26 protein-coding genes, 3 tRNA genes and 1 pseudogene are annotated in these 26270 nt (G+C 49.7%); 7 read left to right on the top strand and 23 right to left on the bottom strand.

The window, feature by feature from the left end; genetic code table 11:
- Positions 1 to 32 precede the first annotated feature (32 nt).
- On the bottom strand, positions 33 to 302 hold the full coding sequence (locus AC50Y3_RS11060) for a hypothetical protein (RefSeq protein ID WP_494818815.1): 270 nt from the start codon (positions 300 to 302) through the stop codon (positions 33 to 35).
- Positions 303 to 792: 490 nt separating this feature from the next.
- Between AC50Y3_RS11060 and AC50Y3_RS11055 the strand changes: the two are divergent.
- The 3 genes and pseudogenes from AC50Y3_RS11055 to AC50Y3_RS11045 form a co-directional block, all read left to right on the top strand.
- Positions 793 to 1506 (top strand): annotated as a pseudogene (locus tag AC50Y3_RS11055) (stalk domain-containing protein); the annotation flags it as partial.
- The gene (locus tag AC50Y3_RS11050) at positions 1492 to 1677 is read left to right on the top strand and encodes an excalibur calcium-binding domain-containing protein (protein ID WP_494819226.1); all 186 of its coding nucleotides are present in this window, start codon (positions 1492 to 1494) and stop codon (positions 1675 to 1677) included. The pseudogene AC50Y3_RS11055 and the gene AC50Y3_RS11050, both read left to right, overlap by 15 nt.
- A 77-nt stretch (positions 1678 to 1754) precedes the next feature.
- The gene (locus AC50Y3_RS11045; protein ID WP_494818814.1) at positions 1755 to 1931 is read left to right on the top strand and encodes a YjfB family protein; all 177 of its coding nucleotides are present in this window, start codon (positions 1755 to 1757) and stop codon (positions 1929 to 1931) included.
- 130 nt (positions 1932 to 2061) lie between these two features.
- On the opposite strand, the gene AC50Y3_RS11040 is transcribed toward AC50Y3_RS11045, so the two are convergent.
- Positions 2062 to 2943 (bottom strand): AraC family transcriptional regulator, encoded by an 882-nt coding sequence (locus AC50Y3_RS11040; RefSeq protein WP_494818813.1) that lies wholly within the window; start codon positions 2941 to 2943, stop codon positions 2062 to 2064.
- Between the two features lie 125 nt (positions 2944 to 3068).
- On the opposite strand from AC50Y3_RS11040, the gene yicI reads away from it, so the two are divergent.
- The 3 genes from yicI (at position 3069) to AC50Y3_RS11025 (ending at position 7075) form a co-directional block, all read left to right on the top strand.
- Positions 3069 to 5396: an alpha-xylosidase gene (gene yicI, locus AC50Y3_RS11035; RefSeq protein ID WP_494818812.1), complete on the top strand. Its 2328-nt coding sequence runs from the start codon at positions 3069 to 3071 to the stop codon at positions 5394 to 5396.
- 241 nt (positions 5397 to 5637) lie between these two features.
- Positions 5638 to 5976, top strand: coding sequence for a L,D-transpeptidase (locus AC50Y3_RS11030; RefSeq protein WP_494818811.1), 339 nt, complete (start codon positions 5638 to 5640; stop codon positions 5974 to 5976).
- A gap of 94 nt (positions 5977 to 6070) precedes the next feature.
- Positions 6071 to 7075: an S-layer homology domain-containing protein gene (locus tag AC50Y3_RS11025; RefSeq protein ID WP_494818810.1), complete on the top strand. Its 1005-nt coding sequence runs from the start codon at positions 6071 to 6073 to the stop codon at positions 7073 to 7075.
- Positions 7076 to 7130: 55 nt separating this feature from the next.
- On the opposite strand, the gene AC50Y3_RS11020 is transcribed toward AC50Y3_RS11025, so the two are convergent.
- From AC50Y3_RS11020 to AC50Y3_RS11010, 3 genes are all read right to left on the bottom strand, one after another.
- Complete coding sequence (locus AC50Y3_RS11020) at positions 7131 to 7958, bottom strand: SPL family radical SAM protein (protein WP_494818809.1); 828 nt, start codon at positions 7956 to 7958, stop codon at positions 7131 to 7133.
- A gap of 12 nt (positions 7959 to 7970) precedes the next feature.
- Positions 7971 to 8672, bottom strand: coding sequence for a uracil-DNA glycosylase (locus AC50Y3_RS11015; protein ID WP_494818808.1), 702 nt, complete (start codon positions 8670 to 8672; stop codon positions 7971 to 7973).
- A 455-nt stretch (positions 8673 to 9127) separates the two neighbouring features.
- Positions 9128 to 9673, bottom strand: a complete 546-nt coding sequence (locus tag AC50Y3_RS11010) for a hypothetical protein (protein WP_494818807.1) — start codon at positions 9671 to 9673, stop codon at positions 9128 to 9130.
- A 150-nt stretch (positions 9674 to 9823) separates the two neighbouring features.
- Here AC50Y3_RS11010 and AC50Y3_RS11005 point away from each other — a divergent pair, with 150 nt between their 5' ends.
- Positions 9824 to 10519: a helix-turn-helix domain-containing protein gene (locus tag AC50Y3_RS11005; protein ID WP_494818806.1), complete on the top strand. Its 696-nt coding sequence runs from the start codon at positions 9824 to 9826 to the stop codon at positions 10517 to 10519.
- A gap of 31 nt (positions 10520 to 10550) precedes the next feature.
- On the opposite strand, the gene AC50Y3_RS11000 is transcribed toward AC50Y3_RS11005, so the two are convergent.
- The 18 genes from AC50Y3_RS11000 to pyrF all read right to left on the bottom strand — a co-directional run bounded on the left by AC50Y3_RS11000 (position 10551) and on the right by pyrF (position 26203).
- Complete coding sequence (locus AC50Y3_RS11000) at positions 10551 to 11111, bottom strand: NUDIX hydrolase (protein WP_494818805.1); 561 nt, start codon at positions 11109 to 11111, stop codon at positions 10551 to 10553.
- Positions 11112 to 11314: 203 nt separating this feature from the next.
- A tRNA-Leu gene (locus AC50Y3_RS10995) sits at positions 11315 to 11400 on the bottom strand.
- Between the two features lie 21 nt (positions 11401 to 11421).
- Positions 11422 to 11498 (bottom strand) — tRNA-Ile (locus AC50Y3_RS10990).
- 21 nt (positions 11499 to 11519) lie between these two features.
- Positions 11520 to 11596 (bottom strand) — tRNA-Met (locus tag AC50Y3_RS10985).
- Positions 11597 to 11679: 83 nt separating this feature from the next.
- A complete protein-coding gene (locus AC50Y3_RS10980; protein ID WP_177245843.1) occupies positions 11680 to 11844 on the bottom strand; it encodes a hypothetical protein in 165 nt (54 codons plus the stop codon).
- Between the two features lie 138 nt (positions 11845 to 11982).
- Positions 11983 to 13485, bottom strand: coding sequence for an ABC transporter substrate-binding protein (locus tag AC50Y3_RS10975; protein ID WP_494818804.1), 1503 nt, complete (start codon positions 13483 to 13485; stop codon positions 11983 to 11985).
- A 44-nt stretch (positions 13486 to 13529) separates the two neighbouring features.
- Complete coding sequence (locus tag AC50Y3_RS10970; RefSeq protein ID WP_494818803.1) at positions 13530 to 14417, bottom strand: ABC transporter ATP-binding protein; 888 nt, start codon at positions 14415 to 14417, stop codon at positions 13530 to 13532.
- A gap of 6 nt (positions 14418 to 14423) precedes the next feature.
- Positions 14424 to 17330, bottom strand: coding sequence for an ABC transporter permease (locus AC50Y3_RS10965; protein WP_494818802.1), 2907 nt, complete (start codon positions 17328 to 17330; stop codon positions 14424 to 14426).
- A 3-nt stretch (positions 17331 to 17333) separates the two neighbouring features.
- Positions 17334 to 18413 (bottom strand): efflux RND transporter periplasmic adaptor subunit, encoded by a 1080-nt coding sequence (locus AC50Y3_RS10960; protein WP_494818801.1) that lies wholly within the window; start codon positions 18411 to 18413, stop codon positions 17334 to 17336.
- Positions 18379 to 19143: an ABC transporter ATP-binding protein gene (locus AC50Y3_RS10955; protein WP_494818800.1), complete on the bottom strand. Its 765-nt coding sequence runs from the start codon at positions 19141 to 19143 to the stop codon at positions 18379 to 18381. Before AC50Y3_RS10955 ends, AC50Y3_RS10960 begins: the two co-directional genes overlap by 35 nt.
- Before the next feature lie 188 nt (positions 19144 to 19331).
- Positions 19332 to 20447 carry an ABC transporter permease gene (locus tag AC50Y3_RS10950; protein WP_494818799.1) on the bottom strand — a complete coding sequence of 372 codons (1116 nt, stop codon included), beginning with the start codon at positions 20445 to 20447 and terminating at the stop codon, positions 19332 to 19334.
- Positions 20448 to 20451: 4 nt separating this feature from the next.
- The gene (locus AC50Y3_RS10945; RefSeq protein WP_494818798.1) at positions 20452 to 21402 is read right to left on the bottom strand and encodes an ABC transporter ATP-binding protein; all 951 of its coding nucleotides are present in this window, start codon (positions 21400 to 21402) and stop codon (positions 20452 to 20454) included.
- A gap of 124 nt (positions 21403 to 21526) precedes the next feature.
- Positions 21527 to 22357 carry an ABC transporter permease gene (locus AC50Y3_RS10940; RefSeq protein ID WP_494818797.1) on the bottom strand — a complete coding sequence of 277 codons (831 nt, stop codon included), beginning with the start codon at positions 22355 to 22357 and terminating at the stop codon, positions 21527 to 21529.
- Positions 22341 to 23165, bottom strand: coding sequence for an ABC transporter permease (locus AC50Y3_RS10935; RefSeq protein WP_494818796.1), 825 nt, complete (start codon positions 23163 to 23165; stop codon positions 22341 to 22343). The genes AC50Y3_RS10940 and AC50Y3_RS10935 overlap by 17 nt, the downstream gene beginning before the upstream one ends.
- 4 nt (positions 23166 to 23169) lie before the next feature.
- Positions 23170 to 24165 (bottom strand): ABC transporter ATP-binding protein, encoded by a 996-nt coding sequence (locus AC50Y3_RS10930; RefSeq protein WP_494818795.1) that lies wholly within the window; start codon positions 24163 to 24165, stop codon positions 23170 to 23172.
- Positions 24166 to 24415: 250 nt separating this feature from the next.
- Positions 24416 to 24667 (bottom strand): hypothetical protein, encoded by a 252-nt coding sequence (locus tag AC50Y3_RS10925; RefSeq protein ID WP_494818794.1) that lies wholly within the window; start codon positions 24665 to 24667, stop codon positions 24416 to 24418.
- A gap of 156 nt (positions 24668 to 24823) precedes the next feature.
- On the bottom strand, positions 24824 to 25471 hold the full coding sequence (pyrE, locus tag AC50Y3_RS10920) for an orotate phosphoribosyltransferase (RefSeq protein ID WP_494818793.1): 648 nt from the start codon (positions 25469 to 25471) through the stop codon (positions 24824 to 24826).
- A complete protein-coding gene (gene pyrF / locus AC50Y3_RS10915) occupies positions 25472 to 26203 on the bottom strand; it encodes an orotidine-5'-phosphate decarboxylase (RefSeq protein WP_494818792.1) in 732 nt (243 codons plus the stop codon).
- Positions 26204 to 26270 lie beyond the last annotated feature (67 nt).

Genomic DNA, 26270 nt, shown 5'->3' with positions numbered 1-26270 from the left:
TGTAGAGATAAAGTATGCCAGTGATTCGCCTATTAGCCTGCTTCTACCTTTTCCGGATACAGCCAATTCTCCATTACTTTAGCTCTTGATTCAGCTTGATTAGAGAGCGCTTCAGCCCATTCGCTGATTTTCACTTTCATGACATCGATCGGATACTGGAAAGGGTACTCGCGCACATTAACGGCTACCCATGTTGCATCGTTCAAATTCGACCATTCCAAGCTAATCATGTTGGTCATTTCGGAAAAACCTTGAATGAGTTTAACGAAATCATGAATTTGCTGCTGAGACTCTTGGGTCATCTGAACTCGCTCCATTCATATGGGTTGCGCATCTGTACCCATATTACCATTTATTAGGTGATTAAAATGTCGCTCTTTGTTGTCTTTTTGTTGGAATAATTGACGAGACATTCGCATAATCGACGCCTTAGCAGCGATATAAATCGGAACTTTTGTCGGAATAGTACCTGTACTTGGATTTCCTGAAGCCAAACTCGAAGTCGTTCCCAACGCTTATTAATGCGAGGCAATCAATGCATTTCCTAATTTATGCAATATTTGTCTCGATATTGGAATACAAATTTTCATACCTTGTTATTACTCATGGATATCTTGTCAGTCCCTCGAACTAAAATTACATTTAATTACATATCAGCGGATCACAATGTAACATTTAATTATTTTTTCCAATTAATCCCGTAGAGTCTAATCAAGCTTCCATAGTAGAATTATCGAATCACATACTAGGGGGATTCACTTGAAGAAGCTCATCGTCGCACTTGTCTTTGTCATGATGTTTAGTTCATTCTCAATCGCTACGGCGGCAAGTAAAATCACAGTTAAGATCAATGGTGTGACTCAATCCTACGATCAGCCACCTGAAATGATTAGCAACAGCGTCATGGTGCCACTTCGAGGAATCTTTGAAGCACTGGATGCAACCCTTCACGTGCAAGGGAAGACCATTCATGCTGTTAAAGGAAATACACAAATCATCCTTGTTATTGGCGAAAGCAACGCAAGTATTGATGGGAAACTAATTAAATTGCAGCAAAAATCCCAAGTCATTCATGGTCGGACGCTCGTTCCTCTTCGTTTTGTCGCAGATGCTTTAGGCGCAGAAGTGCGCTGGGATCAGACGACTAAAACAGTAATGATAGCAAGCGGTAAAGTAACGACAACTGTTAAGACCGTCACGCTTCAATTTCCTGTGGATCGCTATCCGCTAACAGCGGCACATATTGCAGCAGCCATCAAGAATGGCGAATCCACTGTATGTACAATTGACCGTGATGGCGCAGATCATAATCGTGAAGAGTCGCTTCAGGGTATTCCGACGAAGGAGGGCTATGATCGCGATGAATGGCCAATGGCCATGTGCGCGGAAGGCGGGGCCGGAGCTGATGTGGAATATGTTCCTTCATCTGATAATCGCGGATCCGGTTCATGGGTTGGCAATCAATTAGAGGATTATCCGAACGGAACAAAAGTGGTATTTGTCTTAACCGGAACTACTACTACTGAACCTAATCCAGGGGAAAATAATTCAACCGTTACCTATGCAAATTGCTCAGAGGTCAAGGCCGCGGGGAAAGCTCCCCTTCATACCGGTGACCCGGGCTACAGCTTTAAGCTGGATCGAGATAAAGATGGCGTTGCTTGCGAAGTGTCCTAGCGGTTTTCAAATTAACGAATGCAACTGTATATCCCGATAAATAAAGTGTTAGAAGACCACCAAGTAAGGAGGAACCCATGGATATCGCAGCTTTATCTACGTCCTTAGCCCAAATCAATTTATCTCAGGCTGTTGGCATCAGTGTTCTAAAATTAGCCAAAGATCAAACCACGGAACAATCCCAACAAATGATTCAAATGATGGAACGAAGCGTGCAACCAAACTTAGGTGGAAATCTAGACATAAGAGGATAATTGTTTGTAGGAGGAGAAAGATCATTCTTTCTCCTTTCTCTTATTTCGGAGTTAATTCAAAATTCAAACCTCTTGCCTTCACCTCATTCTTCACTAACTTCGCATGACAATTTCCTGCCATATCTCAAACTCACTCAACCCCAGCCCGTTGCCGATAATCGGACGGCGTGCATTGATATACCGAGCGAAACATTTTGCTAAAATAACTAAAGTTGTCGAAGCCTGATTCTAGTGCCACTTCTCCAACTGAACTATTGCTGTCCGCAAGCATCGCTGCTGCAATCCGAATCCGCAGCAAGTTGATGTACTCGACAGGGGTTTTGCGCATGAACGACTTGAATACCCGCGTGAAATGTCCCTCGCTCATGCCCGCTTCAGCGGCCAATTCCTTAATGGTCAGCTTACGCGCATAGTGAACGTCGATGTAAGTCAGCACTGCCTTTAGCCGTTCTTGTGTATGCATATCGAGCGATGACCGAGGCTCCCGGCGTACGAATGCTTCGCGGGATACGTATTCCGCAAGCAGCTGATAAAGTCCAGCCTTTAACCGGAATGCTTTGACCGGCGCTTCCGATTTCTCCAATTCAAGCAATGGAACCATTCCTTGGCATAACGCAGAAGACAACTCTGATTGCGCGACTGCATGCGGTTCAGGGACCAGCCGACCACGTTTGATCGGCTCTATATATTGAATCGTCATGCTGTCCCCCTGGCTCATCATCCAATCCAGATCAAAGACTAAAGCCGAATATGAGCAAGCCCCTCCGGATGGTGAATAACCGCCGTGCAGTTCTCCGCCCGGGATGAACAGCACCTCGCCTGCCCGAACGTTGTAGGTCGACAACCCGATTTGGAATACCGCTTCCCCGCTCTCCACGATCAGAAATTCTGCTTCCTCATGCCAATGATTATCGAGTATCGGCTCGCCTGCCCCTTGCTCCATCCGATAGATGCCGACCGGAAGTCCAGGGCTGCCATGCCTTCTATTCTCACGCAAATGATGGATATCCATCGATTCCACCTCAAATATCAGTATCGTATTAATATATAGCATAATAATGCAAGATAATATATTTTTCAATCAGTATACTGTTAGTATGTTGTTACAATTTGAAATTGAGAGGATGGTTTGCAAACATGAAATTCAGCGACGGTTATTGGATGACGCGCGAAGGCTACCAAGTCCTTACCCCTTATGAAGTGCATAATGTTGAGGTTTCAAGCAATAGCATCTCCGTATACGCGACACACAGCCATTTGGAGCACCGTGGCAATACGTTGAACGCACCGCTAATGACAATGGAGTTTTCTTCGCCGATGAAGGATATTATCCGCGCGAAGTTTTATCATCATAAAGGAGCTCGCCGCCTCGGCCCTTCTTCGTTCCCATTGCTCGAAGCCAGCCAAGCGCCTGTAGAAATTGAAGATTCAGCAGATGCTGTCACACTTAAGAGCGGGGACGCCGCAGTAACCATTACGAAAGCACATCCGCTCACCATTACTTATACCTTTAAAGGGAAAAAGCTTACTCGCAGCGGCTTCCGTTCAACCGGCTTTGTCAAAGCAAATAACGGTAACCACCATTTCCGCGAGCAGCTTGACCTTGGCATCGGTGAAACGGTATACGGTCTCGGTGAACGGTTCACTCCATTCGTGAAGAATGGCCAAGTCGTCGACATCTGGAATCAAGATGGCGGCACGGCTACCGAGCAATCGTACAAAAATATCCCGTTCTATGTGACGAACCGAGGCTATGGTGTTTTCGTAAACCATCCCGAGCTTGTTTCCTATGAAGTCGCTTCGGAGAAAGTATCCAAGGCTCAATTCAGCGTAGCTGGCGAGTCGCTCGAATATTATGTTGTTGGCGGCGATACGCTCAAGGATGTGCTGTCGAACTACACTTCGCTGACTGGTAAGCCTGCACTTCCGCCAGCTTGGTCGTTTGGCTTATGGCTCACTACATCGTTCACGACGAATTATGATGAAGCAACGGTTACAAGCTTTGTCGACGGTATGGCTGAACGCGATCTTCCGCTTGCTGTATTCCACTTCGACTGTTTCTGGATGAAAGAGTACGAATGGTGTAACTTCGAGTGGGACGAGCGGGTATTCCCGGATCCGAAGGGCATGCTGGAGCGCCTGAAAGCGAAAGGGCTTCATATCTGCGTCTGGATTAACAGCTACATCGCTCAGCGCTCTCCTTTATTCGATGAAGCAGCCGAGCTTGGCTACCTATTGAAACGTCCAGATGGCAGCGTATGGCAAACGGATATGTGGCAATATGGTATGGGTATTGTCGATTTCACAAACCCTGCCGCTTGCGAATGGTTCAAGAGCAAACTGGCTGTACTTCTTGATATGGGCGTGGACAGCTTCAAAACCGATTTCGGCGAGCGGATCCCTACAGATGTCGTCTACTTCGACGGTTCCGATCCGCAGCAAATGCATAATTACTACACACAGCTGTACAATAAAGTGGTCTTCGAACTGCTGGAAGAGAAACGCGGTAAAGGTGAAGCCGCACTATTCGCCCGCTCCGCAACAGCCGGCGGCCAACAATTCCCGGTACACTGGGGCGGTGACTGCGAAGCGACCTATGAATCCATGGCAGAAAGTCTGCGCGGCGGCCTGTCGCTTGGCTTGTCCGGCTTCAGCTTCTGGAGCCATGATATCGGCGGTTTCGAGCAAAGCTCTCCACCGGATCTCTACAAGCGTTGGGTAGCGTTCGGTTTGCTCTCCAGCCACAGCCGTCTGCACGGCAGCACGTCGTACCGAGTACCTTGGCTGTATGACGAAGAAGCAGTCGATGTCCTGCGTCATTATACGAAGCTTAAGCTGCGCTTAATGCCGTATCTGTTTGGCCAATCCGTGCAATCGGTGAAAATCGGTCTGCCGGTTATGCGCGCAATGGTGCTGGAGTTTGGCGACGATCCAACCTGCGATTACATTGACCGGCAATATATGCTGGGTGATTCCATTCTTGTCGCTCCGATCTTCAATGCGGACGGTGAATCCACTTACTATTTGCCGAAAGGCACGTGGACGCACTACTTGAGCGGTGAGCAAGTGGAAGGCGGCGTTTGGCGCACAGAATCATACGATTACTTCAGCATGCCGCTGTTTGTCCGCGAGAACTCGCTGATCGCAGTAGGCGCCGAAGACAATCGTCCGGATTACGATTACGCGTCAGGCGTTACACTTTCGCTCTACGCGCTTCAAGATGGCGCAACTGCTACTTCTGTAGTAACAACCTTGACCGGTGAAACCGCATTTACCGCTGCTGCAAGCCGCAATGGTTCCACGATCACGATCGACACAGAAGGCAAGTCCGAAGGTTGGAGCGTCATCCTGCATGGCGAACATGCAGTAGCTTCCGTTCAAGGCGGACAAACCGATGCCGGTTCAGACGGTATACGGATCATCCCATTATCAGGAGCTGCTAAACTACTTATCGAACTGGCTTAATCACCAACTAGCCAATAAGGCTGCTTCAAAAGTGCATGCTCGGCTACCGCCAGCATAATTAGCTTACAAAAATAGGCCAACCAGTACGTTCTGGTTGGCCTATTCATTCGTAATACCGTCTCCACCGATTTTCCGGCGATGGTTTATGAAGGCTTTAGGACATGGTATCGGCACAATTCTCTCCCATACGACTCATTCGCTCCTGTTCTCTCATATGCTGACGAAGAGGAGTGATTCAAGCATGCCAAATTACAGAATTATTGTGGATTTATCCGATCGACATCTCTACCTGCTCGACGATAATATCGTCGTTCGCGGGTTCCCCGTTGGCATTGGCAAAATGCTCACTCGCACTCCGACCGGGGAATACACCATTATCAATAAACAGGAGAATCCTGGTGGTCCTTTCGGCGTGCTCTGGATGGGGTTATCTAAGCCGCATTACGGCATTCATGGCACCAATGACCCCGGCTCTATCGGAAGAGAAGTCTCTCATGGCTGTATCCGCATGTTTAATAATGATGTCCTTGCTCTATCCGACCTTGTTCCGATTAATACCCGAGTTACGATTCGGCCGTAATTCCGCAAGATGTGCGCCTTCTTTTGCAACTTTATCCAGAGAAGGTGCGTCTACATAAACAAGACAATCTATTATTTATGAGGTGAATCCAATTATGTTGAAACGGTTTGTACTGTTTTCGATGATGCTGCTGCTTTTTCTATCGGCATCCCAATCGGTTTGGGCATTCTCGGATATAAAGAACGACCCTAATGAAGCGACAATCGCTGAACTTCAGAAGATGGGGATTCTATCCGGAAGCGGTAAAGGTGATCTGTTTCAGCCGAAGGGCAAGCTCACTTACGCTGCAGGCATTTCGATGATCGTGAAAGGACTCGGGCTGAACATTGACAACATCCGCTTTATTAAGGAGCCGAAAGTAACGGATAGTTTCCCGAAAATGAAAGATGACGCTTGGTATGCGAATTCTTTTATCATCGCTTCCTTGAATGGACTTGATATTCCTCGAGACACCGATCCTTCCGCATTGATGACAAGGGAGCAATTTGCTTATCATCTTATACAGGGGCTCCTTCATAAAGGCGACTTTGCTTTCATTGACCTTTATGTCGTCTTGAAGGATGAAGCAGATGTCAACAAAGCCTATATGGACAGTATTCAGAAGCTCCTCATTCTCCGAATCGCTCAGCCGGACAATGAGCAGAAATTCTTGCCTAAGACAGCTATTACGCGCAGCGATGCAGCTGCTTGGTTACGAGGCGTCATGCAATTTGTGACGGATACACCGACTATTCCGCCGGTTGAGGAGCCAGTCCCGTTCCCGCTCTACGATTTGCAGCTTTCCTCGAAGGCGGTTAACAATGAAATTACTGAAGTAACGGTTTCTGCGCAAGCGCCAAATCCCGGCTATGGACTTCGTATTGCCTCCATTTCGTTCGAGGGCACTCAAGCGATCATACATGTCGAACCGATCTATCCCGATAAAGACAAATTTTACGCCCAGGTCATTACCAATGTTAAAGCGGTCGCCTATATCGCTTCCGGCTTCAAACCGGTTCTCGGTGATACAGGGGCATCGGCTGGCGGGTCAACCGGCATCATTGACGGAAACGGCACGTCTTCCAGTTCCCCGGCACCCGATGTCGCAGTTGGCCAATAAAATATGTGAATATAGAAAACCCTCAAAGCATCGTTGCTTTGAGGGTTTTGTCTTGTTAGGGAAGAAATCCTTGTTGGCCAAAATACACCGTTCCCTGAGGCATCAATTCGTTTAGCTGCTGTAAGAAGCGATCCGCTGTCTGCGGCGTATATAACGCTTCATGCCCAAGCTCCTGATAGCGATCCGCGATCTTGAGCTGCGCCGTACGTTTGCCCCCGCTGCCATCGCCACGGAAGAAATCATCGACAACGACTCTCTCCACGTTGGATGCGATAATTCCGGCAAACCGGTCACTGCACGGAAGCAGTGGCGATACGGCTGCTTGAACGGCAATACCCGCTTCCCGCAGCTCTCGAATCGCCCGCAGCCTTGCAGCCAGAGGGGGAGCATCCGGAGTCAGCTTCTTTCGAATGGGCTCCAAATCCGTCTCGAGCGTCACACTTATTCTCACTCGATCGCCGAGCCTTTTAAACAATTCCACATCCCTTAGCACCAGCGGACTTCGGGTCTGAACGAGTAGAAACTGCGGCGGCTCTTGGGCCATAACTTCGAGCAGCTGCCTCGTTACACCTTCCTTATATTCAGCCGGCTGGTAGGGATCGGTGGCTGACGACATGAATACGGTAACTTCTCCTTTGGCAAGCGCCTTGCGCCATTCCTTGCGAAATGCCTCCGCTTCAAACCGTTTCGGCTCCACCCATTCCCCCCAGGGCTCACTGCGAAACATCGCAATAGGCATACGCCGTACATAACAATAAGAGCAGCCGAACGAACAGCCTACATACGGATTGAGCGTATACGCATATCCTGTCAGATATCCGGAGGCCGGATTGAGGAAGCGAACAGCCGCCTGTTTCTTCTTGGAAGGCTCAGATGCAGTCATACTGCTCCTCCTTTAATTTACCGCTCCCTGCAGTTCCGCGAGCATTGGGATGCGCCATTCAATTTCACTTAAGCCCAGCTCTCGCAAATACTGATTCACGCGCGAGAACGGCCGGCTTCCGAAGAAGCCCCGGCGCGCTGCAAACGGGCTGGGATGCGCTGAGGAAATGATAAAATGCCGATCCTGATTGATCGCTACCGCTTTCTCCTGCGCATGCTTCCCCCATAGAACAAATACGACCGGCTGCTCCCGCTCGTTTAACACTGCGATTACAGCATCCGTGAAGCGCTCCCACCCCATGCCTTGATGGGATGCCGGCAATCCTGCTTGTACCGTTAACACATTGTTAAGCAGCAGGACGCCTTGCTTAGCCCAAGCTTCCAGAAATCCGTGATCGGGAATAGGGAGTCCAAGGTCCGTTTGCAATTCTTTATAAATATTTTTCAAGGATGGCGGCGTCTTCACACCAGGCAAAACGGAGAAGCTTAGCCCGTGTGCTTGCCCAGGTCCATGGTAAGGGTCCTGCCCTATAATGACTACTCGCGTATCCTGATACGAGGTGTAATGGAGTGCATTCAATATTGCGGCTTGCTCCGGGTAAACCAATTCCGTCTCATATTGCTGCGTTAATTGCTTATTTAGCTCGCGAAAATAGGACTTATCCAGTTCCCCGCTCAGCACTTCAGCCCAATCATTTCTAAGTACCAGTGTCATGTTGTCCCCCATAGGTTGAAATAAAAAACTCCTCTGCCGTCATTCTGAGTTCAGTCAGAAGTGGTGCAAAGGAGGTTGTCTGTTTTGAAATCAATACACTAATTTTAGCATACTGCATGGTCGATTACAAAAAATTGTGCATTCGTTCGGATTAGAAAAAGGAGCCTTTGCAGGCTCCTTCTCGACGGTGATCGATCGTTGAATTCTTCCATTCTCACACTAAACTTCTTTGAAAAACTTGGGCACCGCTTATCACTCTCCGGTTTTAAACGGATCGCTATCAGCGCGTGTGTTCAGATCTGCTCTGCGACACAACCCCTCGCTTCCATATCGTGAAGTGATTAAATAAATTCCTCCAGTAGCCCTAGCACCATAAGGTCCAACGGAACCACACCTCTCTTCACACCGTCAATAACTATCATGCACCGATTCGGATCATATTATTCAGTCGCGAATTAAAAATGTCGGGCAGACGCTCGAGTCACCAATTCCACTTCATGAAAAAATTGTTTGTTTTTAGGCGATTGAAAGTAAAACCTGTGATCTGTAAATTCCACATAAAACACGGGCAATTTCGTCTGCCTTGCACGCTCATCCCCATCCCCACTGCTATTTGTCGCAGTGTTGTGTTCACCTGAACAAATAAAATCATATCCATAATCGCTTGTTTCATGATGAGGCAAGTAAAATACAGAGCCTTTCCTAGGCACGAAAAAAATCGATTCTTTCGTCACGGATAAGAACCCATAACCGGCATCTCCCCAAGCCTCAACCGACATAATCGGAGTTTCCTTGAATTCTTTACGAATCAGCGCTTCGCATTTCTTTTTTTTGCGATTCTCTATGGCGTTATAGAGAATCGGCAACGCCACACACCACAACGGGGTAAGCTTGATGTACAACTGGTTCCCCCAGAACAGCCATGTCACCATCCCAACGATGAAGACAAGTAACAGGATAGAAAACCTCAAGTAACTCTTGCCCGCATTTCGATTTCTCACTATTGATGACTCCTTTTATTTTTATATCAATTTCAGCTAGGTACAATAAATAATAGCTAGATTCTTACCTTCCGTCTGTTGACTTTAGGTCACATTGCCTATATTCTCATAATGTACATATGGGAAATAATAGGGGGTTAACTGCCAGCAATGGATATACGTTTGGAGTTTGGACAAAGAGTGAAAGAACTCCGAGCCAGAAGTGGGATGTCACAAGAACACCTGGCATATCGATCTGGACTAGACCGGACGTACATAAGCGGGGTAGAACGCGGAGAACGAAATATTAGTCTTGTCAATATCGAGAAAATTACCGCCGCACTGCAAGTTACCATGTCCTATATGTTCTCTGGGGAGCGTTTCTCCATAACGCCCGCTTATGTTCCCAAAGACTTCAAAGTACCCTTCAGAGAGCGTTTCAAATATAACCTGGACCCGGACAAGAAACTGCTGGCCTTCTCGGTTTCAGGGTTATTTTCAGGCAAGAATGATGTCGATTATTTATCTTCCGTTATATTGGGGATCTGTTCGGCGTATGGGCCTAATGAGCTGAATATCTTGGTCGATCACCGAGAGATGAAAGCCTCCGATGGCGAAGCCGTAGTCTATTCACCTGATATTGTGGAGCAGGCAACCGTCTTCCAGCAGGAGCTGACCAAATATAGCAATCGCGTGGTTGCCCTCTGCAATTCCGAATTCATGGTCCATCAATTAAATCATGTGGCCAAGACAAGCGGTATCTTCGATAAAGCAACGCATCTCTTCGAGAAAGATAAAGATATGATCGGAAGAGCTTTCTCGCTGCTAGACATTCACAGTAATGCACTCATCAAACCGGCAAAATAAAACAAACCTCCTTTGCGAATACCTGAATGTCTCAGGTCCCGCGAAGGAGGTTTGTTTTCGTATTCAGCCACTTAGCAGCTTCTTCAAGGATGGTCCTATCTCTCAGTAACATGAATCGGGTAGAGTAATCGTTGACGGAGCTGTTCATGTATACGATTGCCTGATTTAGATGAACCCACTTCACTTGCATACCGAGCTTAATCTCATTTTCGGTAAGGGACGTCACACCCGGAAGGTCAACCATCCTCGCAATGTAGCAATACGAGCGCTGGAAGAACTGATTTCTATTCTTATGTTCATCCATGTAACCGAGCTCATGAATAATTGAGGCATTGCAGCCCGTTTCTTCTCTAACTTCGCGCAAAAACGCATCCTCGACATCCTCTCCCTCTTCGACGCCACCACCTGGCAGCTTATAAAGGTTGAGCTTCGTCATATGCATCATCGCGACTTGCAGGTGGTCATTTACAAGTACCCCTCTGGAAGCGTGCCTGGACACTACCTCTATGAACGCTGGTTCACCACCGTCAAAGTGACTGTCTGTAATAGTTCGTAGTAGATGCAGTGGATTCACCTCGTTGTTGTTATGCATGATTAAAATCTTTGATTAAAGTAAATTATATTTCCAGTAGATGGGTTATGGCAATGATTAAATTCAGTCAGCGTCCTCGTTTAGCCATAAAAAAACTCCTTTTCATCACTTGTTCAAGACAAGTATCGAAAAAGAGTTTTTTCATTGCTTTGAAACTTATGTATTGCTCTCAAGGATTCGTAAATCCTTATCTTACTTAAGGATGCCGAGGACGGGAATCGAACCCGTACGGTGGTCACCCACCGCAGGATTTTAAGTCCTGTGCGTCTGCCAGTTCCGCCACCCCGGCATGTGAGTGATGATTGTGGAATGGTGGGCCCTGAGGGACTCGAACCCCCGACCAATCGGTTATGAGCCGACCGCTCTAACCAACTGAGCTAAGGGCCCTTACGATAATAATCGAAAGGTTGGTTGCGGGGGCAGGATTTGAACCTGCGGCCTTCGGGTTATGAGCCCGACGAGCTACCGAGCTGCTCCACCCCGCGATAACACACATTCACTACAAATCATTCAATGGCGACAAGAAATAATATACTATATGATGTACGGATAAGTCAAGCATATTTTGTTATGGCAGGAATCGAACGCCAAATCTTCCTTTCCGCGAACGAAATACTTCGATTTCTTGCGGACATTCATACCCATACACCCACCAGTCGTTTTCCATCCGTCTAACCAGACAGCCGGCTTGAAATTTGGTTTCATACAGACGCCCCCAATACACCCATTTCATGTCACTTACTCCCTTCTTCGCCGTTTCGCTTAGGATGCCCCATTTGCGGAAAAATAAAGCATCCCCAGCTAACGACTCCGGCGTAAGCAAAAAAACCGCACAGACGCAAAATGCGCCGATGCGGTTCTTCGTTATTCCTTACCCTTTGCCACCGTAAACATTAATTCCTACGCCGCCTCCGCCTTCAACCGGTTCAAGCGGACCATTCGGATTTTCCTTGATCTTCTGCAGCATGGCATCCCCTTTGGTTTGCCATTCCTTAAGCGCGTCTTCGACGGACTTCTTCTTCTGAATGACTTCCTGGAAGAGCGGCTGTGCAAATTGTTGAACCTGATAAAGGTTCGGCATATCGCGGTAGAGCTTCTCAAGCGTCGTATCCTGCGGCGGTACCGGCTTCAGGGAGTAGAATGCCGCGATGTTATAGTTCATGCCGTCTTTCGGCTTCAGGAACGATTTGCGCGCTACCATCTCATACGTGCTGCGGGATTTCAGCTTCGCCCATTCCTTGCTGTTGTTGAACTGGATGAAATCCCAAGCATCGTCGCTGTTCTGTGCATTGGCGCTGATTGCCATCAGGTTGTTCAAGTAGATATTACCGCCAATACCCGGAGCTTCCTCGAAAGTAGGGATTGTCACAACATCCCAATCCGGAGATGGAATTTTAGGGTTCTTAGCGGAATAATCCTTCGCTCTGGACAGCTCATTTACATAATCATAGCCGCCAATCATCATGGCGATACGACCGCTGATGAAGAGATCGCCTTGGAACGGGTTAAAGGCTGCTTTCTCGTCTCTGGCAATGCCGCCTCCGCCGCCGTTGTTCATATCTTCTTGGGTCGGAACGATTTTCTCTTGATACAGTCCGGCTACTTCATTCCACACTTTGCGCCATTGCGGCGTATCTACCGTCATCTTCTCCGCTTTATTGTCAAACATCTTAAGCTGCAGAGGTGCCGCGTAGGTTTGGGAATCCCAGAACGGGTCTCCGCTCCAACGATTGAACGAGAAGCCAAATTTCCGCTCCGCGCCTTCGCCCTTTGCGACTTGTTTCGCTTTCGTAAAGATATCTGTCCAGGACATACCGTCTGTCGGTGGTGCAACACCGGCATCTGTAAAGAGTTTCTTATTATAGTACAGAGCCGAAGCATTGAAGGTTGGCGTCAGCGCATAGAGACTGCCGCCTCCTGCATCCTTGATGCCGTCAATAACCGTCGGAACGAAATCCTCGATATCGAATTCGCTCTCTTGAATTAGCGGATCCAGCTGTTTAAGCAGATTGTCATCTACAAGACGCTTCAAATAAGAGGATTCCAGAACAACGACGTCAACCGGATTTTTGCCGTTGATCATCTCTTTCAGCTTCTCGTACGGGTCTGGCTGCTTCTTGTTCGGATCAGGCTCTTCGAAACGCTGATCGTCGTAATTGATAGCCGCAGCGATTTCAATATCGATATTCGGATGAGTCAATTCATAACCGTCCGTAAATTGTTGACGCAGATAAGGTTCATTATCGGAATTGGAATACATAAAGCCGATTCTAAGCACGTGGCGCTCTGCCTCGTTGCCGCTATCCCCCTTGCTGCAAGCTGCAAGACTTGATGCCAGCAGTCCCGCTGTAACCGCCAGAGCCGAAGTCCTCATGATTAGTTTTCCCCGTGAACGTCTAACTCTCTTCTCCATTCGTTCTACCCCTCCAGTGATTTAGGCGGTGAAATAATGATCCGTTCACCGTCAAATTCCATTGATGCTTTATCTGTAATTTGTAAGGCTGTTAAATACGATTTCGGAATTTGAAGCCTGCCTACCCGGTCTACGACGACATATTCTTCATGGATGGCATGATCGCCTCCAAGTGTCGAATGATCGCCTGCATGATCTTTATCGTCCAGATTCGGATTTCGTTTAATGAATTCGGTACTGGTTAGTCCATCCCGAATAGCCACGACGCGATCGACCTTACCGGCTAACGATAAATCATGCGTAACGATAACGATCGTAATGCCGATTTCGCGGTTAAGCCTGCGGAAGATATCCATGATGAGATCCGAAGTGCGCGTATCGACGGAGCCTGTCGGCTCGTCGGCAAGCAGCAGCTTCGGTCGGTTTGACAGCGAAATTGCGATCGCAACCCGCTGCTGCTCACCGCCTGAGAGCTGGTGCAGCTTGTTGTGCATGCGTTCCTTCAGCCCCACCCACTCCAACAGCTGCTTCGCATAGGCCCGATCTAGTTTGGAAGATAACATCATCGGCATTTCCACGTTCTCAAGCGCTGTCAAATACGGAAGAAGATTTCGCGCGTTGCTCTGCCAGATAAAACCGACGGTATCGCGTTTATAGGAGACCAGCTGCTCATCGGTAATCTTGAGCAAATCCCACGGCCCTACGCTTACTTGGCCGGCGGAAGGGCGGTCAAGACCGCCCAGTATATTGAGCAGCGTCGATTTCCCGCTGCCACTGTTACCGATAATGGCCATCATTTCTCCTTCACGGACGTGAAGGTTGAGCCCTTGCAGTGCAACGACCTCAAGATCATCTGATTTGTAAATTTTAACGAGTCCCTCGCAAGTAATCATGAGGTCTTAACGCTCCTCTCCCATCTTAACGGCTTGATGTACGCGTAATCTGCGGATATGGATGAGCAGAAGCGCTGCACCCATCAGCATCATACATGCGACTACGATGTAGAGCTGCGTCGTATCCTTGGAGTCAAACACGACCCTAAACGGCGGTACAGAGTTCGCGACATTATCGGTCGTCTGCAGGAACGGCAAGAATAGTAAACTCGCGATTTTGCCGATTAAGATGCCAAGTCCGATGGACAGTCCTGCTGTAAACACCTGCTCGAGGAGCAGCATGCCGGTTAACTGCTTCCTGGAGAGTCCCATCGCGCGTAGAACACCAAACTGTACAATCCGGCCTGATAGATTAAAGAACCAGAACAGAATATAACCCGTCAGCGACACGATAATGGAAACGAGGAAGCCCAGACTGAGAATCCCGAATACACCTCCGCGGGTCGGGTGCTTCGATTGCACGGCTAGCTCGATGCGTACGTCCTGTACATTCGCAAGCTCGATGCCTTCTTCCTGCAGCTGCTTCATGATTGGAGTGGTAAGCGCGCCCGGCTTCATTTTGAGCCACACATCGTAAGGAATGATCGGCACTTGATCATAAATATAATCGAGATTCGCGATAATGAACGGTGATGAATCCGGATATTGACTCGGCCAGTACGGTACGATACCGACGACGACGAAATCAATCATCCCTTCCTGCAACCCCGCAGAAATCGTATCCCCCACCTTCAACTGATACTTCTCCGCCACGTTTGACGGAATAATAGCAGCTTGTTCATAGAGCCCTAAATACTTCAAGTAGAGAAACGGATGCGACGGATACAGATCGTTGCGGAACCATGCCACTTTGGAGAAATCGACATTGTCGATGCCCATCACGGTTCCTTGTCCGGCTGAACGTCCCGAAACCACGATATTGGCTTTCGTCTGCAGCACGCGCGCCGCCGCTTCTACCCCATCCAGCTTGCGGAACACTTCGAATGGCGGCTCCGAATAATTGATACGAGTCGGAACCGTAGCGCCGCCGCCGTTACCGCCTCCTCCAGTGCCTCCACCGCCGTTGCCGCCGCCGGCACCACCTTCGCCGCCGCCGTTGCCGCCTTGTCCGCCACCGCCGGCATCTCCGCCTCCGGTGTCAATCACCTCGGCAGTTCCTTCCCATACCGTCTGCATGACTACGTCGGTTCCGAATTTGTAGAGCGTCCGCTCGGTGGAATTCAGATCGATCGTTCGAGCAGCAGAAGCATTGTAAACCCCTAACCCTAACGTCAAGATGAGCAAAATCATAAGCGGATAATACCCCTTCGACGATCTCGACAGCTGAGTCAGCGTCAAGTAGAGCGGCACCGGAAGCACCTTCCGGCCGATCCAATTAAACAGCTTCAGCAGCCACGGGAAGACACGAAGGAAGAACAATCCCATTGCGAAGATGGCAAGCGCCGGAACAAAGAACAGAAATGGCTGCACGTTCAACTGATCCGTCGTCATTTTACTCTTAAACGAGATCAACTGACGTTCATTGAATAAGTACCATCCGTATGCCGCGACGCCAAGCATCAGCACGTCGACATACCATCTCTGCCAGAACGGTTTGCGATCCGAACGCGCAATCTGTTTCTTGTAGTCCACAATCGATGCCCTGGCATAAATAACCGCAGGAATTATGGTCGCTAGAAGAGCAAGCACCACGGAGCCGATGCCCGCAATGATCGACTCTGTCCCGAAGCCAATCGGGATCGATTTCCGATTCACGAATTCCAAGAACCCATTTGCCGAGCCTATGCTCTTCGCCATAAACCAACCGATTAACGGCCCTATGATAAGTGAGATTATTCCCAGCAGCACGCCTTCGAGCGTATATATACCGATGATTTGCCTCGTTCCCGCTCCCCGGCTGCGTAACACCGCGATGTCACTGCGCTGCTTGTCGAGCGATTGCCTTGCGTTCATCGCGATAAAGTAGAACACCATCGCCAGCATCGGAGCAGCAAGCGTAAACAGCAAGAGCTGAAGCTGGAGACTCGACTTGCGGAACTCGCTTAACAGCTTCGCAAATGAGATCTCTACTCTCGTATCCTTCAAACGCTGGTACAGCTCGATGTTCAACCGTTCAAGCGTTTGATTGAGCGGCGATAATTCGCTTGTCTTGATATCTTTCAAATCGAATGCATAATACCAATTGGCCGTATGAACCGGAATTTTCCGATCCTTCATCAGCCCTTTCTGAAAGGCATTCTCGCCGATTTGCAGCGTGCTCATCAAACCCTCAAGCCCTTGGTACCAATACGGGTCCGTATCGCTCAGCGGCTTAAACGCTCCGACGATCTTCACGCGAAGCGTCAGATTCAATCCGCTATAGATCGGGTATTCAAACACATCGCCGATATGGACGTCGCTGCGGTACATGGCTTCTTCCAGCATGACCGCTTCAATCGTGTCGTCGTCACCGACAGCGTCCGTAAACCAGCGGCCTTGCGTCAGCTCGGTTTTCTTATCGAGACCGCTCATCGACGTAAGTCCCATCTGACGAACACGGCTCGCATCGACGGTTGTCGGATCCTCAGGCGTCAGCTCTGCATTTCGAATGGCCAGACTTTGTACATAGGTGCCGAATGGAAAACCAACTTCTTTCGGTACATCCTCGCGGATATAACGGGACACTTCGGTCAATGCATTCAGATCCGTCTTGCCGGCCGTTTCCTGGTAACGCATCAGAAGCGATCCCGCCGGCAGCCCGCTGCTCTCATCCTTAAGCGATTGTGCGACAACCCGCTTCAGCGCTCCATCCGCGTACATCGGGATACTGGTCGCAAAGGCGACGGCAATGATCAAGCCGGCCAGCGAGCTGAGCGTCATCCATCGCGTGTTCCACATTTTGCGAAGCAGAAAGCGAAATAGCGGTATCCCCATAGCTTATCGACCTACGACTTTCTGCCCCGGTGTCAATCCTTTGAGGATTTCAACTTGCGTTGCGGTTTGCTGCCCTACTTCAACATCCACCTCGCGTTTGCCATTCTCATCGATGACTTGCACGTATGTGCGAGACCCGATTGAACGTAATGCGGATGGCGGAATGACAATCGCATTCTCTTTGCGGTTCATAATAATCGAGATCGACAGCGGCGTTCCGCGTGTGACGCCTGCAGGCATCTTATCAAGCTTCACGGTCAGGAAGTCCTCCGGCCGTTCCGGTTTATTGCCGCCTTGTCCGCCGCCTTCACCGTTGCCGTTGCCATTGCCTCCATCATCCTTCTGAATCGGAAGCTGAGCAATCTTGCCCTTGACCTGTCCGGCACTGTTGATATCAACAACAACCGGCATACCGACCGAGATGCCTTGCAGCTCATCGGCCGTCATTTTCGCTGCTGCGGTCAACTGCCCCGTATCCGCGATAATACATACCGGATCATATGCTTTGATCAAGTCGCCTTTCATCACGTTAAGCGAAACTACGGTACCGCTGAATGGCGCCTTCAGGATCGCTTTGTCAATCTCCGTCTGCGACTCTACCAGCTTCTGGCGTTTCTCCTCGAACGTAATTTTGGCAAGCTCGAACTCTACCGGATCCATCTCATCCTTCTTGCGCAAGGTTTCCTTCATTTGAAGCTCGTCGCGCGAGAATTGCAGCTTATCGGAGCGCAATTGTTTCTTCATATCGTCCACATCGAGGGAACCAATCACTTGGCCAGCAGTTACTTTCTGGCCGACTTTGATATGAAGTTCCTTCAATCGTTTGCCGTCAAGTGTAAAATACAGCGTCTCTTCCTGAAGCGAAATCAGCTTCCCGATGCCCGTCTTCTTCGTTTCGAGTGTGGCGGTCGTCACCTCGTACTCCGGCTTCTTCGAAATTTGCGGCGGCGCAATAGCAGGCAATGCTTCTTCGTTATCTTCGTTTGGCAGCAATGAGCATCCGCTCGTGAAAACAAGAGAAGCTCCAAGAACTACAACTGCTGCAGTCTTAAATGAACTTCCCGTCAACCATTTCGTAAACATGATCGGCAACCTCCAGAATCGTGGGATCGTGCGTTGTCATACAAATTGTTACTTGTTCGGTGCGAATGATCGTCTGGAATACCGACATTATTTGTGCGGCCATTTGTGAATCAAGCTCGGCTGTCGGCTCATCGGCAAGAAGCATACTCGGACGATGTGCGATAGCTTTCGCGATCGCAACACGCTGCTGTTCCCCCCCGGATAACTCGAACGGACGGTGATGCATCCTTTTGGCCAATCCGACAAGATCCAAGCAATGTTCCACGCGTTTCTTCCATTCTTGAGACGGAATCCCTGCCATACGGAGCGACAGCTCCACATTCTCATAAGCAGATAAGAGCGGCATTAACGCATAGGCCTGAAAAATAAACCCGATGTGCTTGCGCCGTACTTTCGTACGTTCATCATCATTCATGCTATGGAAGGGCATATCTTGAAAGAAAATATGACCCTTCGTAGGTTGATCGAGCCCGCCGATCATATTGAGCAGCGTTGTTTTGCCGGATCCGGAACGTCCGCGGAGCATAACGAGCTGCCTGGGCCGAAGTTCCATTGCTATCCCTTTCAACACATGGAGCGGCTGTCCACCTACCTGGAATGTACGTTCAACCGACTCTACGGTGAGAAGCGGTTTGGTCTCGATTGTTGGTATGTACGGAGCATCAGTTTCCCTTGTTGCGTCGGATTCCACAGCTTCCTCTGTTGCTTGTTTGCTTCTCCACCATCCCATCGCGGCTGCAGAGACCCCCCTTCCTATTAAAAAACTTTAATCTCAATAACGATTAGACGGAGCAAGCGATTAAAAAGTTACGCGCGCAGCTACCAATTTCGTTAAATATTTGCTAAAAAAGCTTCTGAGCCGCATAAACGGACATGATCCGCTTAAAGGCGCAGAAGCTCTCTCTTAAGACTAACACATTATGGCTGCTTCCAATTGTAAAATTTCGACCCGATGATGACCGAAACAAGCCCCCACGCCAGCATAATGGCGATATTCACCCAGAATGCGGCATGCATCACGCTGATATCATACACCATGCTGTCGCGTATCCCGTTTGCGAAATAAGTCAGCGGCATGACGTTCGCGAGCGGCTTAATATAGCTGGGCAGTACATTGATGTCGAAGAAAACGCCGCTGATGAACATCATGATGAAACTGGTTAAATTCGCCATCCCAAAATAACTTTCCATCGTCTTGCTAAATCCTGCGAGCATAAATCCGATCCCTGCAAAAGACAGCGTGCCAACAAGGAAGACGATCAAGAATGCGGGTACATTCATATTGATATGCGCACCAAATGCGACAACCCCGATCAGCGTCAGAAGGACAATCTGCATCGCACTGAGAATAAACTTTACCGCAATGCCGCCCATGCCGAACAATCCCATACTCGCCGGAGTCAGAATCAGTCTCTTGAGCAAACCGTTTCGCCGCATTTCCACCATAGATACCATTCCGAACAAGCCGGCCTGTGAGATGGCGAGTGCAATTAATCCGGTGAGCAGGAAGTCGGTATATTTGAGTTCTTCACTGCCTGCGGATACGAAGTCCGTCTTCAGCGTAAATGCAGGGGCAACACCGGAAGCGGCACTATTCATCTGCAGCACGATATTGTTTAGAATACTTTGTATCGCCTGTGAAGAAGGAGAGTTCTGCTTCTCCTTATTCAGCAGCAGCTCAAGCGAGGAGGCATCCGCCGACTGCGGCAGCACAATAACGGCGTCCACATCACGATCCTTCAGCCAATCCTCCGCCATCTCTCGGCTTACCGGTGTTTCCGATTTATACTCGAATACGTCAATCTGCTTTAACCCGCTGCGCAAATCATCAGCTAGAGTATTGGAGGTAGGTTCAACGAGTGCAAGCTTCGCCGAGAAGCTGCTGCCCGAACTGCCGCCGAATATCATGATGAAGATCACCAGCAGAAGAACAGGATAGAATATCGACCAAAACCACACGTTCTTATCGCGGAATGTCATTTTGAACTGTGCGCCAAACAGCTTCTTGAATTGATTCCATCCGTTTCGATTCATGGGCTCAGTCCCTCCATTCTTTGCCGGTGAACGCTATGAAGACGTCCTCCAAGCTCATTTCACGAATGGATACCTGCTCGACCCCGATGCCTTGCTGCGAGGTAAAACCGAACAATTGATACAGCGTCTCCTCCGGCTGCAGCGACCAAACGACCAGATGATCACCGCTTCGCTTCACGCGCGTGACGGCCGTATTGCTTAATGCAATATGCTCCGCCAGCGATGCGTGCTCTTCTCCGCCGATAAATGTAAGATGAATCTCCCGCTCCTTCGTCAGCCGTCCGATTAATGCTTTCGGCGTATCGAGCGCAACGATTCGGCCTTGATCCACGATGCATACGCGATCGCTTAGTTTATCGGCTTCCTCCATGTAATGCGTCGTAAGAATCGTGGTTTTGCCAATCGCTTTGAGCTTCAGTACGATGTCCCAAATGTTGCGCCTGGCTTGCGGATCAAGCCCTGTCGTCGGTTCATCCAGGAAGATCAGCTCCGGATCGCTAATCATCGCAAGCCCAATCGCCAGCCGCTGCTTCTGACCGCCGGAGAGTGCCTTCACCCGCTTATTGCGATGGTCAGCCAAGTTGATATAGCCTAATATTTCGTCTGTCGGCCGCCGTCTGTTGTAGAAGGAAGCGAAGGTTTCGAGGTTCTCCTCCACCGTCAGCAGATCGAATAACGCACTGGTCTGAGGCTGCACGCCGATTTCCATTTTGATACGAGACTTGTTGGACGCCCAATTCATGCCCAGCACGGTCACCGATCCGCGATCAGGCTCCTGCAGCCCTTCGATCATTTCAAGCGTCGTCGTTTTACCTGCCCCATTGGGTCCGATAATGGTGAAAACCTCGCCTTTCTTCACCGCAAAACTAATTCCGTCCACCGCAACCGTACCTCCGAATGACTTGCGCAGATCCTCGACGGTAAGCACCGTCTCGCCTGCCTCATGCTTGGTCACCAGCCATCATTCCCCTTCCTTCGCGCTGACTTCTCCCCTTACTTTATCATTGGAAAATAAAAGCAAGAACCGCCTGTGGAGGGAAATGATCTCGGTCCAGAGAACGATACGATTGAATGATGAGCTAACCTCGCATAGCAATGGCATTCCCGGAAGTATACCGTCTAAGGCCGATACGAAATAACACCGTACCTGCTGCCAATAGGCCGATCGTCATCGCTATCGCCTGCCAGAAGAAAATCGGATCGAAATCGCGCATCAAGCCGATCGGCAGATAGCTGATGAATCCTGCAGGAACAATCGTGAACAAAAGCAGCTTCGCTGCGCCACGGAAGATCCCGGAAGGATACGTCGAGAGCGCTACAAAGCTGTTAAATACTTGACCTGCAATTCCTTCGGAATTGCCGAAGAAAAATGCGCAGCTGCCGGCTATAATCATGACGCCCATAAAGATCAGGCCGCTAATCAGTAGCCCCAAACCGAACTGCACCGCTCCAAGCAAGGTGTGGTTGCCGACCCACGCGTACACGGCCAGCCCGAAGAGAAAATCGCCTGCGGCTGTCAGGGACATCCGGCTAGCCAATACATGAAGCAGCACGGGCTTCGGCTGTGACAAATACACATCGAGCTGACCGCCTGAAACCACCGTTGCTATGCGATGGAAATTGCCGAAGAGCATGTTTGCCCAGCCGAAGCCGCCTGCCCCGACGGCCCACAGCATCATCACATCCGATAGATTCCACCCGTTCACAACCTGGAACCGGTCAAAGAACAGACTCCAGAAGAACAGCCACATGAAATTGTTGATAAACATCATCCCCGCGAGCAGAAAGAAGCTCAAGCGATATTCCATTGTGGAGGCTAAGTTGACTTTCCAGCAGGTCAGCAGAAACCGGATCGTCCCTAGCGGTGTCTGCTTTTTATTTTCCTTCTCGCTTTTATCCGCCATTGACATGCAGCTTTGCCACTCCTCTCCGGTACAACATAAGCGTGAAGCCGGTCAGCACCGTAATCCAAGCTGCCTGAATGGCAATTTGCTGCACCAAGGAGGCCGACCCATAGTTCACAGCCGTTCTCGCCGGAAAATACAACATCGCTTGGAAAGGCAGCCATGCGCAAATGCGCTGCAGCCATTCCGGCATAAGGTCAAGCGGAAGCAGCATGCCGCCAACTGTGAATTGCAGCTTATGCAGGACAAACTCCATCCCCCGCGTCTCCTCCACCCAGAAAGCGCATAAGGCGACGGCCATGTTCAGCAGAAATGCAATCGTGAGCGCCCCGAGCGTAAGGGAAAGCAGACCTGCCCAGCCAAAGCCGAAATTCGGCGGTCCAACGAACGTCCACGCTATGAGACTTCCAACTGCCAAGTGGACGAAGAATCGGAATACTGCTTCGGATAGGTAGGTTGCATACTGGTAGCCAACATACGAGATGGGTCTAATGAGCCGGATCGCAATATCGCCGCTCTTTACCTCATTCTCAATCGCCGTACATAGCGCAGGCACTCCCATCGTAATCGCCTCGGTGAATACCAAATACCAAATGATCTGTTTGAGCGTATAGCCATTAATTACGCGCGTGCTGTCTCCGTCATAGGCAGCGCTCCACAGCTGTACAAATACAAATAAGATAAGCAGCAGAAACGATGCTCGCATAATAAAATCGGTCTTATAGGCCATTTGCTGCCGCAACGTAATTTGGGCAACGGCCCCTATTTTCTTGCCTCTTCGTACCCACAGCGGGTCCATATTCCGAATGGTCATCGCGCTACCCTCCCGATCCATAGATATGCGTAATGATCTCTTCCATCGGCGGGTCTTCTACCGTCATGTCGTCTAGCCTGAACCTGCCCATTAACGAGCTGACGACCGATTCGATGCCAACTCGTTTCAGGTCCACAGCCAGCTTTAACCGGCGCCCATCCGATTGGATGATGTCCATGCCTTGAAGATCGGGCAGCATTCCGACAACGTAAGGTTCTGCTAAGGTTAGCGATATGATTTTGCGGCTCAGCACTTCCCGCTTCAACCGATCAACAGGCGCATCCAGCAAAATCCCCCCATGATGAATAACAACCGCCCTCGAGCAGAGCTCTTCCATATCTCCTGCATCATGAGACGTCAGGAAGACAGTCGTCCCCTCTTGGCGATTCACTTCGAGGATCAGCTCACGAATCCGCTGCTTCACTACCACATCAAGCCCAATCGTCGGTTCATCCAGAAACAACAGCTCCGGCCGATGAAGGAAGGAAACCGCGATCTCGCAGCGCATCCGCTCTCCTAGCGAGAGCTTACGAACCGGAATATTCAAGTAAGGTCCCAGCTCGAAACGCTCGATTAAATCTGCCTTCCTTGCCAGGTAATCACTTCGGTTAAGCTCGTAAACCCGACTGATCAAATCAAAGGTATCGATCGGAGGCAAATGGTACCACAGCTGCGACTTCTGCCCGAACACTGCGCCAATTCGAAAAGCGAGCTTCGTCCGTTCCCGCCATGGCGTCAACCCCAGTACTTGCGCTTCACCGGACGTAGGGTGGAGAATCCCTGTCAGCATCTTGATCGTCGTAGATTTACCTGCCCCGTTCGGCCCCAGAAAAGCAACCCGTTCACCTCTTGCCACTGTCAGATCGATCTGCCTTACGGCCACCTTCTCCTCCCATTGCGGCCGAATGAGCGAGCGAATGCTCCCCGAAAGCCCGGCATCCTTGCGTTTCACGGCAAAACTTTTGCTTAACCCTTGTGTCTGCAGTACCGCTGTCGTCATTGGATTCTCCCCCTGTCTACATACGGTGCTCCGGTAAAGCAAAAAAGACCTCCTGCGAGCACCGCCTTATCCCTGTAAGGCGGAACTTGCCGAAGGTCTTTTATCCCTACGGTGTAGCATGACATATCGTCAATTGCCGGTTTCGCTCGGTTCGCCATGTGCGGATCCCTAGAAACCCTTCCGTTTAATGTAACATATTACCAGCCGATTCTAAGGTTGGCAAGACATTTTTCCGGAAGCTTGCTACGATTTATGCGGGATGAAGGAGATCCTCCATCATCGTGATTAGGCGCAGTCTAACTTGCTGCAGTCGTGAGGCAAAACATTCCATACTATGATCATCACTGCCTTGGGAACGAAGCAGAGCCGTGCTCATCAACCCGTAAGCTTCGTCCAGTTGCGTGATTTCCTCGCTTCTGGTCAAGTTTCGATCGTAAATGCGCACACGATAAAGCAAATCCTCAGTTGATCTGAGCAGCCTCTCATACATGGTATTCATCATTGGCTTCCTCGCAATCTCTTATTTGGTATAAGCTAGTCTATGAAGTGCGTAAGCTAAATATAACCCGATTAAGAGACGGATGAAACATTTCGGAGCAATAGTTAATAAAAAAAAAATAATCCGGAGCATCTGCTCCGGACTACAATTGCCAACTGATTACACGCCAAATGCTTGCGGATTCTCACGCCACGATTGCAGCAGCGCGATATCGCTTTGCTTTACAATCCCTTGCTCAGCAGCAACCTCAATCAGCGCTGAGTAGTTCGACAATGTCGCTAACGGGATACCTTCTTCAGCGAATGCTGCGATCGCATTCGGGAACTGATAGGTGAAGATGGCGACAACGCCTTGTACTTCGCAGCCGGCTTCGCGAACGGCTACTGCAGCCTTCAGTGAGCTGCCGCCTGTGGAGATCAAATCCTCGATCAGAACTACCTTTTGCCCCGGTTTGAAGTGACCTTCGATTTGATTGGTTTTGCCATGGCCCTTCGCTTTGTCACGCACATAGAGCATTGGCAGATTCAACTTCTGCGCAACCCATGCCGCATGGGGGATGCCGCCTGTTGCGATACCGGCAACCGCTTCGCAATCCGGGAATTGCTCGCGAATGACCGTTGCAAATCCTTCCGCAATCAATTCGCGAATTTCCGGGTAAGACATTGTAAGGCGATTATCACAATAGATCGGGGATTTCATTCCGCTTGTCCACGTAAACGGCTCATTCGGGCGAAGTGCAACGGCGTTAATTTGCAGTAATCCTTTTGCAATTTCCCGCGGTAGTTGTTCCAATACAGGTGTAGTCAATTAAATCAGCTCCTCAATGATGGATTCCAGTGCAAGCCGCGGATTGGCGGCAGCTGTAATGGGTCTTCCGATAACCATATAATCGGTTCCTTGCTCAAGCGCCTCACGAGGCGTCATAATGCGGGATTGGTCATTCACATCGGCTCCTGCCGGGCGAATTCCAGGCGTAATCGTGCGGAAATCCGCTCCGCAAGTCGCTTTAATCGTTTGTACTTCCTGCGGCGATGCCACAACGCCGCCAAGTCCGGCTTGTTTAGCCAGCTGTGCGTAACGGACGACAGCTTCTTCAACGGAACCGCTGATTCCGATCTCTTCGTTAAGAACTTGTTTGCTGGTGCTTGTCAGCTGTGTGACGGCAATGACGAGAGGGCGAGCCAGTGTGCGATCACTCGCAAGTGCCTGCTCCACACCTTCCATCGCCGCTTTCATCATATCGACGCCGCCTGCTGCATGCACATTAAACACATCGACGCCAAGCTTCGTAATGCTGTTAGCGCCGCCTTTCACCGTGTTCGGAATATCGTGCATTTTCAAATCCAGGAACACTTTATAGCCGCGTTCTTTCAATCCGATTACGAAGCTTGGGCCTGCCGCATAGAACAGCTGCATGCCAACCTTCATGTAGCACGGAATACCTTCCAAACTGTTGACCAGCGCCTCTGCCGCTGCTGCATCCGGATAATCCAGTGCAACCATTATGCGGCCAGCCGCTTCTTCTCTGCTAAGTTTCATCTTCACGCAGCCCCTTTCGATGTCTATACAGGCATGGCGAAAGCCTGCTTGAAGGCAGGCTTTCGCG

It is taken from the genome of Paenibacillus sp. J22R98 (assembly GCF_059383835.1).
Note: the sequence above shows the minus strand (reverse complement) of the source record. Positions and strands in the feature narration are given on the sequence as shown.